The organism is Lachnoclostridium sp. An14, from assembly GCF_002160755.1.
Taxonomy (GTDB): domain Bacteria; phylum Bacillota; class Clostridia; order Lachnospirales; family Lachnospiraceae; genus Lachnoclostridium_A.
The window spans coordinates 1-19,526 of sequence record NZ_NFLE01000052.1; the positions used below are offsets into that span (position 1 = coordinate 1).

At 51.0% G+C, this 19,526-nt stretch carries 6 protein-coding genes; 4 read left to right on the forward strand and 2 right to left on the reverse strand.

Translation table 11 applies throughout. The features are described from left to right. The first annotated feature begins 597 nt into the window (after positions 1-597). Genes B5E84_RS18670 through B5E84_RS18680 form a run of 3 tightly spaced genes read left to right on the forward strand, consistent with a single transcriptional unit; the run spans position 598 to position 17,709 of the window. Positions 598-2,490: an N-acetylmuramoyl-L-alanine amidase family protein gene (locus B5E84_RS18670; RefSeq protein WP_143469274.1), complete on the forward strand. Its 1,893-nt coding sequence runs from the start codon at positions 598-600 to the stop codon at positions 2,488-2,490. Beyond that, positions 2,487-5,861 (forward strand): hypothetical protein, encoded by a 3,375-nt coding sequence (locus B5E84_RS18675; RefSeq protein WP_087226000.1) that lies wholly within the window; start codon positions 2,487-2,489, stop codon positions 5,859-5,861. Before B5E84_RS18670 ends, B5E84_RS18675 begins: the two co-directional genes overlap by 4 nt. Before the next feature lie 16 nt (positions 5,862-5,877). Further along, positions 5,878-17,709 carry an MSCRAMM family protein gene (locus tag B5E84_RS18680; RefSeq protein WP_087226003.1) on the forward strand — a complete coding sequence of 3,944 codons (11,832 nt, stop codon included), beginning with the start codon at positions 5,878-5,880 and terminating at the stop codon, positions 17,707-17,709. 45 nt (positions 17,710-17,754) lie between these two features. Here B5E84_RS18680 and B5E84_RS18685 read toward each other — a convergent pair whose 3' ends face one another. Then, complete coding sequence (locus tag B5E84_RS18685) at positions 17,755-17,979, reverse strand: helix-turn-helix domain-containing protein (RefSeq protein WP_087226006.1); 225 nt, start codon at positions 17,977-17,979, stop codon at positions 17,755-17,757. Between the two features lie 171 nt (positions 17,980-18,150). Here B5E84_RS18685 and B5E84_RS21350 point away from each other — a divergent pair, with 171 nt between their 5' ends. Further along, the gene (locus B5E84_RS21350) at positions 18,151-19,179 is read left to right on the forward strand and encodes a bifunctional GrpB family protein/GNAT family N-acetyltransferase (RefSeq protein ID WP_087226009.1); all 1,029 of its coding nucleotides are present in this window, start codon (positions 18,151-18,153) and stop codon (positions 19,177-19,179) included. Between the two features lie 76 nt (positions 19,180-19,255). Here the strand turns inward: B5E84_RS21350 and B5E84_RS20930 are convergent. Further along, positions 19,256-19,526 (reverse strand): hypothetical protein (locus tag B5E84_RS20930; RefSeq protein ID WP_204248622.1); only part of this gene is annotated, 271 nt, incomplete at its 5' end.

The following is a 19,526-nucleotide window of genomic DNA, read 5'->3' on the forward strand; positions in this document are numbered from 1 at the left end:
TTATAACATATAATGCCATAAAATGCTATATATTAAAACAAAAAAGTTGACAAAAAAAGAGCAGGACTTATGCGGCCTGCAAGGGATTTTCTTTTTATTCAACTGTCAAACACCCGTGTATTCCTCCTTGCCGCCATCGGTCAGAAAGAATAGTATGAGTATACCGCTAATGGGGAAGATGTGAAAGGATAAGAGCTATTTGTGAAAAGGTAAAAGCTAGACGGGGGTGTGAGAGTAGAATTTAACTTTACATTTCACAAAGCGAAAATCAAAAATAAAATTTCTTGACTTGCACTTTGCGGTGTGGTATAGTGAGGACACGATTCAAACGGAGGGCTCCTTCCGTCAGTCAGATGGCGCGTTCGCGCCGGGATTCCAATTTTGGAAAAAGAAAAGATTGTAGCAGGATGATTCTGTGTGCTGAGTTCCGTTCGGCGCCAAAATTCAATGATTCAATTCTTGAAAAAACTAAGTTCGAGCTGTGTTTCTGCAGGATACCCATTATTTTTAGCTGTCAAGGCTGTGAAAAGGCATTTTACAGACAGACGGAGAGCGAGAGGAGGCTTGTATTTGAAAGAAAAACGAAAAAGGAAAAGGATGAAACCATTATGGCAGCTGGCAGTCTGCGTGTGTTTAACAGGATTTTTTTGCGCGGCAGCGGATACCTGTTCTGCCTATGGGGCATGGATTGGAGATGGAGAAACTGGCTGGGCATATGTGGAGAATGGAGAGGAAAAACGGGATAGCTGGCATTGGGATGGCAGCTGGTGGTACTATCTTGCCCAGGATGGGAAGATGGAGACGGGATGGCTTTTGAAGGATGGGATTTGGTACTATCTGTGTCCGGAAGTGGGAATGCCTCAAGGGAGCGCAGCGTCCGGCTGGAAATGGATTGATGAAAAATGGTATTGGTTTCATCAGGATCACGATGGGCATTTCGGGGAAATGGAGACGAACAGGTGGGTAGATGGCTATTTTCTGGGATCGGATGGTGCATGGACAGGAGAAATGATGGAGGAAGGAGAAGGAAAAGCGGGGCCAGGGACCGGCTTAATGGATGAGATGAGACCGCCATCGGGAGGTAGCTCATCGGGAAGTGTTTCATCGGGAGGCAGTTCATCGTCAGGCAATGGAGCTCTTTCTGGCGGAGTATCCTCCCCGGAAACGAATCCGTCTCCGGACCACACTCCTCCTGTTGCGGATGGTTCCGAAAATGACGGTGTTTCGGGGCAGGAACCCGTTTCTTATCATGTGATTTTTGCGGAAAGCGGAAACAATACTTCTCTTTTGCTGGAAACAGTCCGTGGCGAGACGGATTTGGGCCGGGAGGTGCTGGTTGATTTTCCAGAGGTGGTATACCGACCCGATGGGACTGTTTGGAGAACCGAGGAAAAAAGCCCGTTGCGGGTCTGCCCGGAGGAGTACGGAATTCACAAATATTATGTAATCTACACAGATGTGACAGAAATTCCGGAAGATCCGGAGCAGGAGAAACGGGAGCGCCTGGCAGCATGGGAGGAGAAGGCCAGGGAGGCGGAACGGATGTATTTAGGGGAAGACGGGGCCATGGGCCGGGACTGGCTTGTTTTTAATCAGGAGGAAACGAATCGAAGGATTCGGGATATGGTGTCCCGGCTGAAAGCAGGGACATGGTGGGAATGGTATTTCATCAGTGTGGATTTTACTCCCAATACGTTGATGTTTGCGAATTTTCCAGAGGTGTCTTACTCTGTCAGGACAGAAGACCGGTTTGAATTGGAGGGGCGTACCTATGTTGTGACCGTATTGCGTGCCTGTTTGAAAGAGACTTCCCAGAATCAGCCGCAGGAGTCAGGACGTTGGGAACTGGGGATGGTGACAGAGCGGGAATTAGGAGGTCAGAACTACCAGTTTCGCTGCATTGACGAGGAGTTTTCCAGTGGTGGCAAACCGTTCGCCCTGTTTCTCTGCGAGGACATCATTCCATCCAGCATAGAAAGCAATGAGCTGGAATTTCGAAAACTGCCCTTTGGAACAGATAACAATTATAAAACGTCCCGTGTCCGAAAGTGGCTGCAAAAACAAAATATGGAAGGCCTGGAACCGGTAAGCACGGGAGTTGACACTGCCTGTACCGGGAGTACGGAGCCGGGCCGTTATATGGAATTTGACAGTGGTGCGTTACAGTTTGAGGAAATTGGGACGCAGAAACTTACTGACGGGTATTTCCTTCTGTCGGTGGAAGAAGCGATCCGCTATCGGGATGCTTTGTGGAAGTTTGATGGGATAGAGCAGCCGGAAACCCAGGTTGGACCGTATTCCCGGGGCTATTGGCTCAGGACTCCTGTCTATGAGGAGAGAGAGGGAGAGTTTGTTTATGGGGAGAATGTTTACGTAGTGGATTTGGAGCAGGGATGTATCCGTCCGGAGTGGGTCGGTTCCGGCGAGATAGGGATCCGTCCGGCTTATGCGGTACAGCAGTCAAAAACAGGAAGGGGAGATATATCATGAATAAAAAAAGACAGACAGCGGCCGCTGTATTGGCGATCAGTTTAATGTGCCAGAACGGAATGTACGCGTATGGCGGACAGATTAGAGAAGAATTCAGAGAGAAAAACAGGGAGGCAGCCCCCTTTGGAATGTTACAGTTTCAAAAGGAGAAACTTGCCACTCCTGCGGAAATAGAGACAGTGGCCACATCGTCAGATGCGATCATTTCCAATGAAACCATGACTGTTCAGAAAGGCGTCCTGGATATGGATCAGTGGAAGAATTGGAACGGAGATTTCTCTTTTTTGGACGGAACCCGTGGAGATGGTTCAGAAGAACATCCTTACCGGATTGGGACCGCAGCTCAGTTAAAGGCGCTGTCGATAGTAGCGGCAATGGGGATGAAAATCCCTGAGGAATTCCCGGAGCTGGAGTACCTGGAAGGAGATTATTCCGGCAGCCATTTTGTTCTGGAAAAGGATCTGGACCTGGACGGGCTGGACTGGAATCCCATCGGATATTGTGATGCCGGGAGAGAAAAGGATGATGGATTCCAGGGATTTGAAGGATATTTTCACGGAAACGGTCACAAAGTTACCGGATTTCGTGTAAGGGAAGAACTGCCCTGCAGGGGATTTTTCGGACTGGTAACCAATGGTGGGATAGATGGTCTCACTCTTGTACCAGAGGGAGTGATAACAGGCACGGACAGGGTGGGAATTCTGGCCGGACAGGTAACGAATTCTGTGATCAAAGACTGCCGGGCAAAAGGGGAAATTGCGGCGGAAGGAGACGCAGGAGGTATTGTGGGAATTGCGGAGGTCAGCATTTTGGAAAATTGTCTGGCGGATGTGGTCATAAGCAGCGAAGGATCGGACTCCTTCGTGGGTGGGATTGCCGGGCAGGCCAAAGAGTGTTCCGTGGTGGACTGTGAAACGACAACAGGGGATAATCATACGTCCCGGATCCGGGGAAAGGGGACGGTGGGAGGAATTGTGGGACTCCAGGAGGATTCCGCGATTTATAATGTCCGTGTCACAGGGACAGTCGGAGGTTCTGGAAGTCAGGTGATTGGTGGAATCACTGGGAGGTACGCTGGCGGAAACTTAAAGGTAGCCCGATTTGAGGGCAGTATAGGAAATTCAGGATTGGGCGGGCAGGGGAGAAAGGGAGCCTTTCTTGGAACCAGAGAAAATGATGATTATTTTCGGTATGGGGATCAAGTAGCCTGGCTATTTGCTGACCGGGAAGAAGTCATAGCGGCCAATGTGTGCGGAAGTGAGATTCCAGGGGATAATCTGTACTCTTTTGAGGATCATATTGGATATTTTCACAAAGGAGATCTGTATTATACGCTGACGGAAGGGAGCCGTACCAGAGAGATTACAGAGCGGTATTTTTACGAGGAGTTGGAAGATGGGATCCTCCAGATAATGGATGGGGATAACAGCGGAGCTCTGCCGGCGGATCTGGGATATACCATAGATCACGTGACAGCGGGGGAATCAGGTCGTCCTGTAAGAGGGTATTTAGTGACCATACCTCAGATTGATGTGGCCTCAGAGCTGTTTTACCATGAGGACGTGGCAGTGCTGGAGGCCAAAGGAGCGGGAGCCTACGGAAAACGAATGGATAAGGACCGACGCGGCGCGGTGGCTGCAGGTAAAACAGTGACGGTGTATACTGCCCCTAAAAATTCCGAGAAAGGCCTTTTTCAGATGGAGGGTGTACCTACATACACCAAAGGAGAAACGAGAGAAAAGACCTCCAAGGTAGGTGCTGGTGAGTACGTGTTTACTATGCCCGCGGAAGACACGGAGATTTCTGCGGTTTATACCAAGGTGGCAGCCAGCGTGGACACTGAGCCAGATTCCTGTCGGATTTCCGTAATTCAAGAGCGAACTGGAAACCGGAAATCACCGGTGGAGACCACCAGGATTTATGGTCCGGATGGAAAGCTGATTGCAACTTACATCAATGGGGAGCTGGAGCATGGCACGGTGGTTTACCCAATCCATGTTGCGGCTCAGGTGGAAGGAAATAATGATGTGTCTGATACGGCGGTGCGCTGGAGTGTGGATGATCCGGAGCTTATACGTTTACTGCCCAATCAGGATGAGGACGAAGGCGGATATACGAAACAAAGTGCGTCTCTGGAGGTAAATTTAGAGGCCGGTTTTTTCCAAGACACCATTGAAATGTTGGAGAGGAAACAGGCGGAGAGCGGATACCGGGAACGAATACCGGACACTCTGTACGGCGCGGGCGGACAGGGGGGCGGAGTGGCGGTGGTGACCGCATCCACCTGGCCGTCTGCCTCCTATGAGGGGAAGGTGCGGACGGCCAACTGTGATATTTTGGTAACGTTTCAGGTCCAGGACCGAACGTATATGCCAGTCGAAGGGGTAGTTCTGGATCAGGCGGAGCTGGAGTTTACGGTAACCAGACAACTGACAGGCAGCCGTTACCAGCAGCGGGAGGAGATCAAAACAACGGCTCCGAAGATTCTCACGGCTGTTTTTGCTCCTGATTTCTTTTCAAAAAAAGAGGTTACCTGGTCGGCGGGAGACGATTCTCAGGTACGGGTGTATGCAGAAGAAGACGGCTATAAATCCGCGGTGGTATCCGTGGTAAGTGATGCCAAGTGGATCCGGGACATTATGGCCGTGGATGACGCTGTCCGGGAACAAAATAAAGATGTGCGGTTAACTGGCAGTGGAGAGCAGGAAAATTCCATTATGCTGGTTGCTGAAGATATGCTGGGAAATCGTCAGGTGGCGCTGTGCCAGGTTCGAATTCGCTTTGTAACGGATGACAGAACTTATGGAAATGGATCCGGTAGCGGATCCTCTGGCGGCTCTGCAGGAGGAGGATCCTCCAGTGGGTCCTCAGGAGGAACGTCACCTGGAACTGGACACGGAGGGATCGTATTAGGTCCGGCTGCCGGTCTGTCAGATACTGGTATGGCGGCAATGGAAAATTCCGGTGAAATCGCGGAAGGAGTCCGGGGAGTATGGTCACAGGATGAAGATGGCAGCTGGAGATTTAACGATGGAGTGAGAGATTATGAGGATGAGTGGGCCTATCTCTGGAATCCTTATGGGAGGGACGGACAGGAAACGGCATGGTTTGCGTTTGATGAAAATGGCCGGATGCGGACTGGATGGTATCAGGACGACAGCGGAAATTGGTTTTATCTGAGTCCGGAAAGCGATGGAGCGCTGGGACATATGGTGACGGGATGGAGTTGGATTAATGGAGCCTGCTACTATTTTAATCCGGTATCAGATGGAACGAAAGGACGGCTTTACCGGAGTGAACAGACTCCGGATGGATTTGAGACAGACCACGAGGGCCGTTGGATAATAGATGGAAGGGTACAGAGCGTGTAATTTCAGGGAGAAGTGTATGGGGATTTGGAAGAAGTTCAGCACATGGATCTGCGGTAAAAAGGGAATGGCGTTGATGTTGGCCGTGGTGACGGCGATATTGGCAGTAGCCCCGGCGGCGGAGGAGCTTACGACCTTTGCCTCTCAGTCGGATGACGCCATGAAAAAAGGGTATCCCGGTTTGTGCATGGACGGAGTGGGGTATTCCTTCAGAAGTATTCGGGCGGGAGGGGATATTTATGAGGAGGTGGAAGGGCCTTTAGAGACCGGCAGGAACCAGGCTCTCCTATATTGGGCATTTATCTCCAACCGGGAGAATGACGATCTTCCAGGTCAGAACTATCGCAGCTTTCGAGAGACAGTGAATAAGAATATCCGCGAAACCGGAAGCGACCTGCCTCCGATCACTCCCGTGTCGGTGGCGGATATTAAGCGGTTGATTCACCAGGATCCTCAGGTAGCGAAAACGTATCCTTGGCTGGAACAGGCTCTGACGCGGCCGGAGGAATATCTTCGCCTGGGAGGATTGGGAGGCGAGGCGGGAGTGGGAGGCAAAACCATTCCCTCTCCATTGGCTGACGCAGGTTCTGTGGAAAGTGCCTATGTCCTTTTCGGTCAATCCGGTCCTGCCGGCTATACCTTGTCTCTTTCTGATCAGGAATTCATAGACAGCGTCAGTATTTCTTTTGTGGAGGGAGGAGAAGGCTGGAGTTATACCAAAGGAGAGGGGACCATTACGTTTTGGCACACGGGAGGTGATGATGGAGCGGTCGCTGCGTTTGACCTTTCCGGTACAGGCTATTCAGTGCCTGGAGGAAGTCTGGAGGTAGAAAGTCTTTACAATGACTATATGAATTGGTATGAGGTGACTGCCTGCGGAGGAGACCATTTTTTTCAGGGGTATCCCAATGGTGTTTGCCCGTTGGAAAAACACCAGCGTCTCTATTCGGCAGAACTTCCCGCGGCTTTGGAGCGGATTGTTTATGTCAAAATGGGAGAGGACATCTACGGAGAAACAGGGGGAGCGAAAGCATACCGCCACGAGGAAACCTTTGTCACGCACTATACCATAGAGGCGGAAAAAAGGGACTATGAGACGGGAGAGCCTCTGGAAAAGGCATTATTTTCCGTTTTAGAGGCGTTTTCAGATCGAGATCAGGTCATGGAGGAGGAGGGCCCGGGAACGCTCTGCCGGAAACATTTTTCTCCGTCTCCGGCGGTGTGGGAGGGTTACCGGCATTGTAGTGATCATGTAACGGATGGAAATGGGTGGCTGACCCATACAGACACCCGTACCTATGAATATTCCAAAAGCTACTGTGATGGCCATCCCACTCCGGATTTTCAGACGGTTCCGGAGGAGGAGCGGGATCCGGAGACAGGGGAGGTGACGAATCAGGGAGCGATTGACGCTGCAAAAGCGGCCAACGCGAGAATGGCTGGAGAGTGGCTGGGGACGTATGAAAGCTGTCAGGACTATGAGATGGAACATTTCGGGACGCATTTTCACTGGCTGTTGGATTCTGGTTTGCCGAGGGCTGTCCGTTTGGTGGCGGAGAGTGGGGAACCGTGCCGCAGAGTGCCATCAGTCTCTGTGGAACAAGCTTTTGAACGGTCGGGCTGCCGGTCGGACTGTGAGGAAACTTATGAGGCGTTCATTCAATTAGAATACAGCTATGTGGTTCGGGAGGAGACGGCAAGAACCGGCTATACGCGCCATGGGCGCCATCGGGACGATGTACCGATAGAGGTAATTACAACAGATTCCTCAGAGGCCGGAGGTCATGCGCATTTTGCCGGGCGGTATGAGGCAGATGTTGAGATTTGGAAAGAGGATGACGAAAAAAGAATGTCGGTTTCCAAGTTGGAGACCGATGTTTCGGAAAAAGAGACAGAGACTAAGCTGTCTGACACCGTTTCTTCCGACTCCGATCTGTCTGTTTTGCATTCGCCTTTCAACAAGGACAGCTTTCTTCCAGAATTTCGCCATGTTCCGGCTGTGCCGGAGACCGCGCTTGTTCCAGTTTCCACCTCTCTGTCTTGGTCTGATGAGGAGATCAGAGAGGAAATTCTTGCCACTTCTTCAGAGCTTGTGGCGACTCCCTCAGAAACGGTTGTGTTTGTGGGAGAAGGCAGAGCTGCTCTCGATACGGAAACAGTAAAAAATGTGGCATCGGCCCGCCGAATTGATTTTTCTGCCCTGAAACCGGATGGGATCCAGCATCTGGATTTGGGTGAAGGCGCAGGAAGGGTTTCTCATTGTTTTCAGATCTATGATCATAGAACAGAAGGGGAGATTTATTTTAATAAGCGGGATCTGGAGCTGGTCCAGGAGGAATCAGATCAGTATAGTTCTTACGAGGATTCCCAGGGAGATGGAACCCTAGAGGGAGCTGTATATGGACTGTTCGCGGAGGAGGATATTGTACATCCCGATGGAAATACAGGTGTTGTCTATGAAAAGGGGAATCTGGTGGCAGTTGGAACCACAGATAAGAATGGGGACGGAGCTTTTTTGGTGTACACAGAACCTCCGGGAACCGTGTTTCATTATGATTCCGGCGAAAAAGGCCACACCGGATTTTTAGGCCCAGACAACTTGTATCATGGAGGCAGTTATGATGATTACGTGGAGGATGGGCCATATGAGGACAGAGAGACAACGAGAACGTATGAAGATAATCAGGGGAAAAATGGAAATGTGTGGGTTGGCCGTCCGCTGATTTTGGGCCGATATTCCATCAGAGAATTGTCCCGCTCCGAAGGCTATGAATTGTCAGTCAATGGCAAAGCCAGCACGATTACTAACGCAGGAGCACCCCTAGATCCGGAGACGCCGTCTGTAAAGGGCCGAGTGGCTGTAAGCCGGCCTTTGGAGGAGGATGTTCAGACAGATGGCTCCGGCTACGGAGAGCTGGAATTTTCCGTTACCTCTCAGGGAACCGCAGGCCAGGGGTATGATATTGTGGTGAGCGGGTATCCGGAAGGAACAGAATTTTTCCGGGAGGAGGAAGGCGTGGATACGGTACTGGAGGAGGTGGGTACGGGAGTTTATGAAAAATACCTTCTCTGGGAGGATGATGAGAAAACTGTGCCCAAATACCGTCGTGCCTCCTCGGACAGCAGCGATCCAGTTTATGAAAACGGGCAGATAAAAACAGAAAATCGGGTTATGGAGCGTCGTGGGCTTACCTTGTTTCAAGCGAAAGAAAAGGCTTTGGACGAGGAAGGCATTTGGGAAATTATTCGGGGAGAACCGGTGGGAGAGGACGGTATCTGCGCAGATGATGGAAAGAACGCGGCTCCTTACACTGGCAGCGGAGAACAGAAACGATACATAAAATACAAACTGGAAAAAGCGCTGCGAAGTGGTGGATATGGAACTCCAAAAATGAAAACAGGGGAGTATTCCACGGAAGGGATGCCTGTTTATGACCGCGGTGTGAAAGAAGGAGAGGTGGATACAGAGGGGATTTCCGGATGCCTTCCGGGGGAAACTGCCAGGAAAACGGTATATGGGAGTGCGGTTGCGCAAGTTTCAGTTCCAGTGGATCCTGATCTTACGGTGGGCGAGCTCATTCGTACTATTTTGTTCTATTATCAGGAAAATCCGTGGTGGAGCTATGGTGGTCTGGACCAGATTCAGGAGGTGGATGGAGCCTATATTTGCACCATTTACCAGGCAGTTCCGGAGCTGGGAGAGGGATTTTTCACAGGGGGAGGTTCTCCTTTTCAGGTACAAACTGTGTTTTACCGAAAAGGTTGGATTCCGGAGGATTCCAGCAAATCTCCACGGTGGGTCTATGCCCGGTATGGGACAGAACCGGATGAAGAAAACTTCGGACAGTTTGCTTTGACAGATCTTAGCCAGGTAGCAGTAACCGGAATAACGCGGCAGGTAGCCACAGTCGATTTGATGCCGGATTTTATAGCGGAAGGGAATGGCCTTCTTGCACCCTGGATAGAGGAATTTCCTATATATTACAGGAAAGGTGAATTGGTTCTGGGGAAAGACGGGCTGCCGGTACAGGAGTGGGAGTATCGTGAGGTTACGGAACTGCGTCAGGTAGAACGGTGGGAGCGCCGTGAAGTGAGGGTTCCTGCTGAATATGACAGGAAGACGGGAGAGTACCGGATCCATGTTTCTATGGGATTTACCGACAGCTTTGGGATTGCGTGGGATGATCAGACAGAGCTATCTCTAAAGTGGAAGGCGGTGACAAAGCAGACGGAAAAACGGCTGACGGTTTCAGATCTGGGAAAGCTGACCGCTAACTGGATGGGCTGGCAGGCTGGGGAGCGGGTAGGATACGGAAGGTATCTGCTGATGACGGGAGCGAAGGTTACGGTCAGTGCAGGCAACAGGCAGAGCGTGGAAGAAGATGAAGATACCTATACTCGTGATGTGTGTCTGTCTTATAAAGATCAGGAGATGGCTTCAGAGGACGGGGGAACCCTGAAAACACCTGTGTTGATGCTGGAGCGCCCCATCCGTCAGCGCATCCGAATCCGGAAACGGCTTATCTCTCATGAAAGCAATACATACCCCGTGGAGGAACCGCAGATTTTGCCGGGGTTTCGGTTCAAGCTGTACTTAAAGTCCAATTTGGAACGGTTGTACCGGAATGAGCAGGGAGAGGTCTGCTGGATGGACCGAAACGGAAACGCCATAGAACCGGAAACACTTTTGACAAAGATGGGATCTCAGCCGGACCGAGCCTTTTCTCGAAAGCTTTATACGAAAGTGGAGCATCGTTTAACTTCCAAAACCACAGGTGGAATCAGCAATAATGTATGGGAGAGCGCGGTAAACGCGGCCTGCCGTCTTTATGGCTATGAGGACGGGGTGTTGGCGGAGGAGCTGGAATCAGGATATACCAGATTATTGGAGACGACGTCGGTCACGGTGCGTCAGCCCTCCGGAGAGGAGAGGCAGGTTCCCGTATATAATTACGAAAAGTTTTTTCAGGCGATAGCGGCGGCCAATGAGGATCAGTGGGATGGAAAGCAGTCTTCTTTGGGAGAAAGGTCTGACGCGGTCTGCCAGTTTGCCATTGACTGGTATCTGGATGACGAGGTAAAACGAAGGGTTCAGGATAATGGCCATGGAGAGATGGAACCGTCAGCGGGGACGTCCATTTCTCAGGAAGAAGTTTATGAAACAGCTTTTGAGGCCGCGTTGGAAAAGGCAAAGAAGTACCTGAAACCCTTCTATACCTATGATCTGGATGCGATGTATGCCGTTTCCTGGGATGGGATGCCTGGAGGCGGGGCAGACGGGGATGATACGACTTTGGAGGCTGTAGAAACAGATTCTTCCGGTTTTTGTTTTGGGATTTCTAAGTATCTTCCCTACGGCATCTATGTGGCAGTGGAGCAGCAGCCAGGGACCTCTTATGCGGATAGGCAGCAGCTCAGGAATTATCAGATTGACCGGCCAAAGGAGATTTCCATTCCTTCTGTCTGCGGAAAAGATGGAGAATTTGATCAAAAATTTTTCTATGATTCGGAGCTTTCAGCGGAGGAACAGACAGCCGGTTATCATATCCGTTTTGGCGAAGAAGGAGGGGATTTTTCCCAGGGAGAAAATCAAAGGGAGGTAATCTATGCCCATAACCGGGATGGGGATTTTGAAGTATACCCTTATGGCCTGGAGCCAGATCTCCTGAAAGGTGATGATTATGAGGGGTATCAGATCAGTCAGTCCCCTTATCGACCTTACAAAGATATTTACAATCAAGAGAATGAAAACAGCCAGTACCCCAATGGGACAGTAGGAGCGTATTACCCTTATGGCTCCATATCGGAAGACGGAGGAGCGGCGGATCAGGTGCTGACCATGAATGGCGGATGCTTTCCAAAGGCAGAGACTGCCACGGTTTTGGACGGGATCAAAATGATGACCGGTTCGCTCACCGCCCTGGAAGGACAGTATGCCCCTGCGCTGGTCCCCTGGAGTGTAATAGAGCCAGGAACGGGGAGTGCCGGTGGGCTTTCCGGTTACGCGGAAGCAGAATATGGGAACACCCTTTACCGGGCAAAACTGCGCATTGAGAAAAAGGACAGGGAAACGGGGGAGATGATTCTTCACGATGGGGCTGTGTTTTCCATTTATCACGCCTCCAGGAGGGAGGGAGATGGAAAAAAGGAAACGGTTCTCTTTTATGAGAAAGATACCATGATTTCCGGATCCAAGGAGTTTCTTCAGGCTATGGGAGCCAGAGACATCACCCCGGCGGTGCGGGACAGTTTTCCTTATCTTGGGAAATATTGGGGGATTGTGCCGGCAGGAACTCCGATTTGCCGGGAGGAGGACCAGGTGTTTCTCACGGACGAAATGGGAAAACGTACGGGGGAATTTCAGGCGTTTTCCACTACGACGGAGCAGCAGATGCCGGACAAGGACACAGGAGAACCGCAATGGGAGAATCAAAATACGGGATGGCTGGAGACTCCCCAGCCCCTTGGAGCAGGGACTTATGTGCTGGCAGAGATAAAGCCCCCGGCCGGTTACGTAAGATCCCGTCCTACGGCAGTGGAGATTTATTCAGACCGGATCGCTTATTATCAGGACGGAGACCGGGACGGCCGGACAGCTGCGGCTCTGTTTTCCTATCCGGATGACACTGCTGTGTTAGACCCGGAAGAAACAACAGGGTTGATTTTTCCGGCAAACGTGGATACGGCTCGGATTTCAGTGGGAAACAGTCCGATACATCTCACTGTGGAAAAGAAGAAAACAGATCTCCAGGAGACGACGGCCATTCTGGATGGCCGGGTAGATGGCACAATCCTGGAATTAAAAAGCCGTTACGGCCTGGAAAATCTGGAATTGGCTTACAATGAGTCTGGCCATTATCTGGGATATGGCTGGAAAAAGGGATTTCTGGAGGAAATAGAAGCATTAAGGGCTGCCGGACAGCGAGTAGAGCTGATTTATGAACAGGGAGTATGTTCCGGCAGGGCAAAACTGACAGTGGAAGTGGAGGATGCCAAGGATCCGGTCAGGGATCTTCCAGGAGCCGTACTGACCCTTTATGAGGGGATTTCCCTGAAAGAAAGCGGAGAGATGGAGGATTTGGCTTATGAAGGACTCCGTATTCAACGGGGGACAGATGGTTCTGTGACCAGGATGTATGTGAAAAAAGGCTTTGCCGGGAATCAGATTCTGTTTGTAAAAGACAGGGATAGACTGGCGGAGGATCCGGAACAGGTCTACCTCCAGTATCATGAGGAGCAGCAGGAGAACGATACCGGGGAAGGAGTCTGGGTCAGCCGTACGATACAGAGAGAGGATACGGACATCCTGTATTACGGGCTGGAATCCCTATCCGTAACGCAGTATAAAAATGGGATATTGCTGGGCTATGACCGGTACGGGGAGCAAATAGCCCTGCGGGATGGAGAATCCACATTTGCGCTGAAGGATGGGCGTCCATTTTTTGAGATTGTCTGTCCGGATTATGAGAGACTGGGCTACAACCCGTGGGATAAGCTTTTTGACAAAGTGCCGGAGGGAACGAAACTGTACCATCTGGACAGCGAAGGATGCCGGGACAGCCTGGTGGATCCCTATACGGGAATGGCCTATACGGAGGATGAGAATGGCCGGGTATTTGTATGGCCGGTGACGATCCGACGGGACACAGATGGTCATATTCAGTCTATGGATAAGATCCCAACCTACCGCATTGCCACAATCGTAGACTCAAACGGTGAAGAATATACCATCGGTACTTATGACAGCGTGGAAAACCGTCTGCAGAGACAGCTAAGCCCGGTTTTAGATCAGCACGGCCTTCCCGTATATTATCAGAAATCCAATGAGACGTATGAGAAAGGAACGCCGGTCTATGACAGAGATGGGGAATTTCTGTACTTCCGTTACAATGAGGCTCTGGGGGATGATGACAGGAATGCCTATTCCATAGAAACTCACGAAAGCCTGGAACGGTTACAGGAAACCTTGTACCGCCGCCAGGGAGAGGCATATTTCATGGAAAATACCTGGAGTACGGGGGATCTGGCAGTAAATGATCCATTTCTGCGGCAGATTGGTTCCGGGCAGGCCGACGTGCTGAAACGAGTGGCTCCGGGCACATACATTTTAGAGGAGAAACAGGCGCCGGATGGCTATGCCAAGGCGATGCCGGTGGCCTTGACTGTGGAGGAGACCAAGGAGGCGCAAATAACCGTCCTGGAGAATGTCCCCACTCAGGTAGTGATCCAGAAAACGGACAGTCCACAGGAGTACAAAACGAAGGTCATCGACAGAGATGGAGTTCTCCCGGCGCCGGAGATGGAGATGAAGGCCAAGGGGAGCTACAGCTACGGTCCGGTGGAAGGGGCGATACTGGAACTTTATCCTGCCAAGAAGGTGTATGTTCCCGGGACACAAGGGGAAATGGGAGCGTTTCGCTATGAAAAAACCTCGGAAGTCCCGGTATCCTGGGTGACGCTTGACGGAGAAAACAAACCTTACGGTATGACAGGGGTCTGGACGACAGAAACAGAGCCGAAAATTTTTGAAGGCATTCCGGCCGGAACGTATATCCTGGAGGAGAAAAACGCTCCGCCCGGTTACATCCCAGCGTCCACAGCTGTGGAGATTTCTCCTACTGAAGGTCCCCAGACGGTATTTCTCAGGAATGATCATACCCATGCCGCTTTTCTGAAATATATGAAGGAAAATGGGGTTGCTGTACCCATGCCAAATCGTTTTCGGGCTAAAATGGCGCTCTATCAGGCAGAAACAGATGAGAACGGAACGATTCTTACGGATGAAAACGGAATTCCTCTTTATAGGGAAGAACATTTGGTGGATACGTGGGATACGGATGACTGTCAGGAATATACCGCGGTTGTCAATACCTTCCAATATGGAAGAAAAAGCCTTCTGTCCTGGCTGCAGCGCTGGACGGGAATTGGAAATGACCGCTATCTGTCTGGTTTTACCTGGGATTATGAGAATTTGTTTGAGGAATACGGACCGGAGTTTGACCGCGTTGTCTGGCAGACAGAGCGGACAGCAGTGCGCGGTTCCAGGGAAGATCAGGTGTGGCGGACGTCCAGAGGAGAGCGGATCGTAGCCGGAGAAGATGAAATTCTTTTTCCAGAGGGAATGTCGGAACATGACAAAACAGAGTTCCAGAATGCGCTGAAGGCGAAACCGGAGGCAACGACTCTGTCCTGGCTGACGGAGCGAAGTGCCAGCCGGATCTCTACCACATCTACAGATGGTGGTGAAACCGTCACACAGCTTTGGGAGACGGAGGAAGGGAATAAAATCCGTATTACTTCCTGGGCCAATCTTCTGGATACAGGAACGTTTGGGAGAAGGTTTGAGTATCAGTTTAACTACAAAGAGGTGGACGTGACGGACAAGCTGTGTGCGGTCAGTTATGATTCTGCCGACGGCCGCCATCACGTAGAGAGACTCCCATTTTATGGGAAAGGAGATGGAGCGGGAGCTTATGTTCTGGTGGAGACCGCCGCGCCGGAGGGGTTTCAGCCAGCATCTCCCAGAGCGGTAACACTGGAGGAGACGGGAGATATTCAGCTCTTTTCCATGGAGAATGAGCGGACTTCCATCCTGGTGGGAAAGACAGGAACGGATGGATCCCAGATACAGGGGGCAATTCTGGCTTTGTACAAGGCGTCTTCATCGGGGAAACTGGTTCAGGACAACGCTCATTTGATAGAGCGCTGGGAATCGGGTCAGGATGGCACCTACACAGAAAAAGAGGAGGAATTGGGGCAGCTGCCAGAAGGAATGAAAGCGGGAGACCTCCGTCTTCACCGAATTTATGGCGTAGAGCCTGGGACCTACTATCTGGTGGAAGTGATGCCGCCTCCCTACTATATTCCTATGCTGCCGAAACTTCTGGAAATACAGGAAAATGGACAAGCCGTTTTCCAGGCGGAAAACTGGGAAAAGACGGGCAGAGTGGAAGTAAAAAAGCTGGGAGAGGATGGAAAAACACCCCTTGCAGGGGCGGAGTTTTCCCTGACGAATCAAAGAACAGGAGAACAGTGGACGATGGTTACCGGGGAAGACGGTCAGGCCTCTGTTTCCGGACTGCCAGTGGGCAGAAGGGGCAAATACGGCATGGTTGTGCCGGATTCCTATTTGCTGGAGGAGACTTCGCCGCCGCCGTTTCACCAGATCTCCATGAAACCGCAAACATTTTCCTTTAAAGACAGCGATGCTGTGGAGCTTTCTTTCCAATGTGAAATTCGGGATAAAGAGACAGAGATCTGGATTGCCAAGTCGGATTTTTCTCAGGATGTTCCTGTCAAGGGGGCTGTTCTGGCTGTTTATCAGGCGATTATGACGGAAAACGGGTATGATGCCGACGGAGAGGTGCTGGAAACCTGGGTATCCAATGGCAGGAAACACCGGATCCGGGGAAAGCTCACCGCCGGAAGAACGTATCTGCTAAAGGAACTGAAAGCTCCGGCAGGCTATCAAATAGGTCCACCCATGGTATTTACTGTGACAGAGGATGGAACCGGTATCTCTCAGATCAGTAGCGGGAAAGAGCAGTTGAAGGTCTGGATGGATGAAACGGAACCGTCCAGAATCCAGTCCCTGGAGGTAAGAGGGCGGAAACCGTTGTCAGCCACCCTTTTCGTGAAGAATCTGGACACGGGGGTGGAAGTCCAGCGAACTGTCACGGGAGAAGTGACAGAAATCACGGGAGCGGAAGGCTTTCAGGAACACGATCTTTGCCGTATCCGTGAGACCGTGCTTTATTCAGACGGACGGGAGGAAACGACGGTATCGGTGACCATGAGAGCTGCCATGAACCATGATATTTGGAAAATTCCCACCAGAAGGCCGCTGTACACGGAGCTGTCCCTGTCAGAAAAAGGAGAAACTCCCATGGCCCAATGGAAACCGGAGGCAGACACGGGATATGTGAAACAGATTGAGGGACAGAATTCGGATGGAACAGATCGCTTTCATGAGGGATTTGGCTATGAACTGCGGGAAACTACGGTCTTTTCCGACGGGACCAGACAGGACACAGATCTGCTCTCATTTCGACTGGAGAAACATGGTAAAATTACTGGTCTGGAGATGAAAAACAGAGAACCGGAAGTCTATGTGTCCAAGCGGGACGCGTCATCGGGAGATGAGCTGCCTGGAGCGCTGCTGAATCTGAAGGGGCAGGACGGAACCGTTTGGGACCGTTGGGTCTCGGAGGCCATCCCTCACAGGTTGCAGGGGAAACTGGAGCCGGGCAGCACTTATGTGCTGGAGGAGGAACAGTCCCCAGATGGGTATTTGAAGGCCGATTCTGTGACATTCTCCCTGTCAGAGGACGGACTGACAGATCTGGTGATCATGACGGATGAAAAAGAACCAGGTCACGGCGGAGAGACTCCCCGGGAACCGGGCCAGGTTTTAATCAGAAAGTATGACAAAGAGACGGGAGAAGGTCTGAGAGACGCGGAATTTGCTGTTTACCGGTCAGAAGGCAGTTTCGTAGCCGCTGTTCGGACCGGGTCAGATGGTCAGGTCCTTTGGGAACCGCCGGAGTTTGGAACTTACCGATTGGTGGAAACGGTGGCTCCGGAAGGCTACGTTCTCTGTGAGGAGCCGGTTTCATTCACGGTCTCGGCGGGCGGAAAAGCATTGGAAAATCTGGAGATACCCAATGAACAGGAGACGTTTTCAAGACGTATAGGAAGAATCCTGGCACAGTACCGCGCGGACATCAGGGGAAGATTTTTGAATATTCCAAAACTGGGAGATGAATCAAACGGGATCGTTCTGGCCAGCCTTCTGGGATTGGGGCTGTTCCTGGTTGTCGCTGTATTAGTCGGGGAGAGAAAAAGAAAATAGAGGTGTATGGGAAAGACCCATATACCTCCTTGAGAAACGGAAGATTTAGCTGTGGTGATAATAGTTATTCGGATCCAGCTTTACTTCCATGACATCCTCCACATTACACCGAAGAATATTGCACAGCATATCAATGGTATGGGTGGAGACGTACATATTCTTTTTCAGTCTGCCAATTTGTCCGGCACTTACCCCATAATATTTGATCAGGCGGTATTGGCTGATATTAGATCGTTTCATGGTTTCCCATAATCTGTCATAACTGACCATCTGCATCACTCCTTTGGTTCTATTAAACCGTTATTCACCGTATATGTACATTATCCAAAATTGGAACATCGTCAAAAAGTTGGTAAAAAAAGTGATAAAAAAGGTGTTTGCGCAGGAGAGCCATGATATAATAAACTCACAAAATACAAGGGTTTTCGGAGGGAAAAGGTGATGGAACGCGACCTAAAGGAGATGAGTCTGGAAGAATTATGGAAATTATTTCCAATTATGCTGCAGGAGCATCAGCCTCAGTGGAAATTGTGGTACCAGGAGGAGGCAGGGCAGTTAAGAGGAGTGATCGGTGAATCGCTTTTGGCCCTTCATCACGGAGGAAGTACAGCCGTAAAGGGATTGCTTGCAAAGCCTACGGTGGATATTTTCGGAGAGATGGATTGGCAGAGGCCGGACCGAAATACGGTAGAGCGGCTGGAGGCAGACGGCTGGATCCTGATGACGGAGGGAGAAGTGGAGAACCGGAGACGTCTGCAATTTGGAAAGGGGTACACTCCCAATGGATTCGCGGAGCGGGTGTTCCATCTGCATCTGCGGATGCCTGGGGATTGTGAGGAGCTGTATTTTCGGGACTATCTGAGGGCCCATCCAAAGGCTGCTGTGGAATACGGTGAGCTGAAACGGAGCTTGCAACCCCAGTATGAGCATGACCGGGATGGATATACCGCTGCAAAGACGGAATTTGTGAATGCCTGTACCCAGCGGGCCAAGGAGGAGTTTCCCCATCGCTACGGAAGGGCGGAGATCTTGCAGGTGGAGACCGGTCGGAAACGGTATCTCCCCCTGCTCCTTCTGGCGGATGAGCAGGAGTCCATGATTGACCGGTATTTGGAGGATGGGGAACTGTATGTGCTGAACTTGGATGGGATTCCCGCCGGCTGTATGGTGCTGCAGCCTGTGGAGGAAGGCTGTGAAATCAAAAATTTGGCGGTGGCAGAGGAGTTTCAAGGGTTTGGATATGGCCGGCGTCTGGTGGATATGGCAGTGCGCCGCTGCCGCCGCGCCGGTTGGAAAACCCTCTTTGTGGGAACCGGGGAAAGCCCGCTCACGCTACCTTTTTATCAGGCCTGCGGTTTTCAGTATTCTCACAGGATTCAGGGATTCTTTACGGAATACTATGATCATCCTATCTGGGAAGGGGGAAGGCTGCTGGAGGATATGATTTATCTGAAAAAGGATCTGGAATAGGGGAAGGGGAAATACGAAAACAGCGTTCCCTTTGAAAGGGTGTGCCTGATTTAGCTGAGGAATCCTGCCGGAAGGGTCAATTTCGCTCAAGCAGGTGAAAACCGTAAGCATCAGTGATGTGGGAACCTGGAGCACTCAAGGAAATCTGGGAGGATGCGAGACAAATGTGCAAGGTGCCGAGGATGGTATGAACGCGTACAGATAGGGAAACATCCGGAAATGAAATTTCGCAGGTACGAAAATGCGAAATGCGGGATATGGAAAAAATACGGTGGATGCGCGGGCACAGGACGGAAGACGGGGCATATCCCCATCCCCCCTCACACACCGCATCCTCCCCCCATATC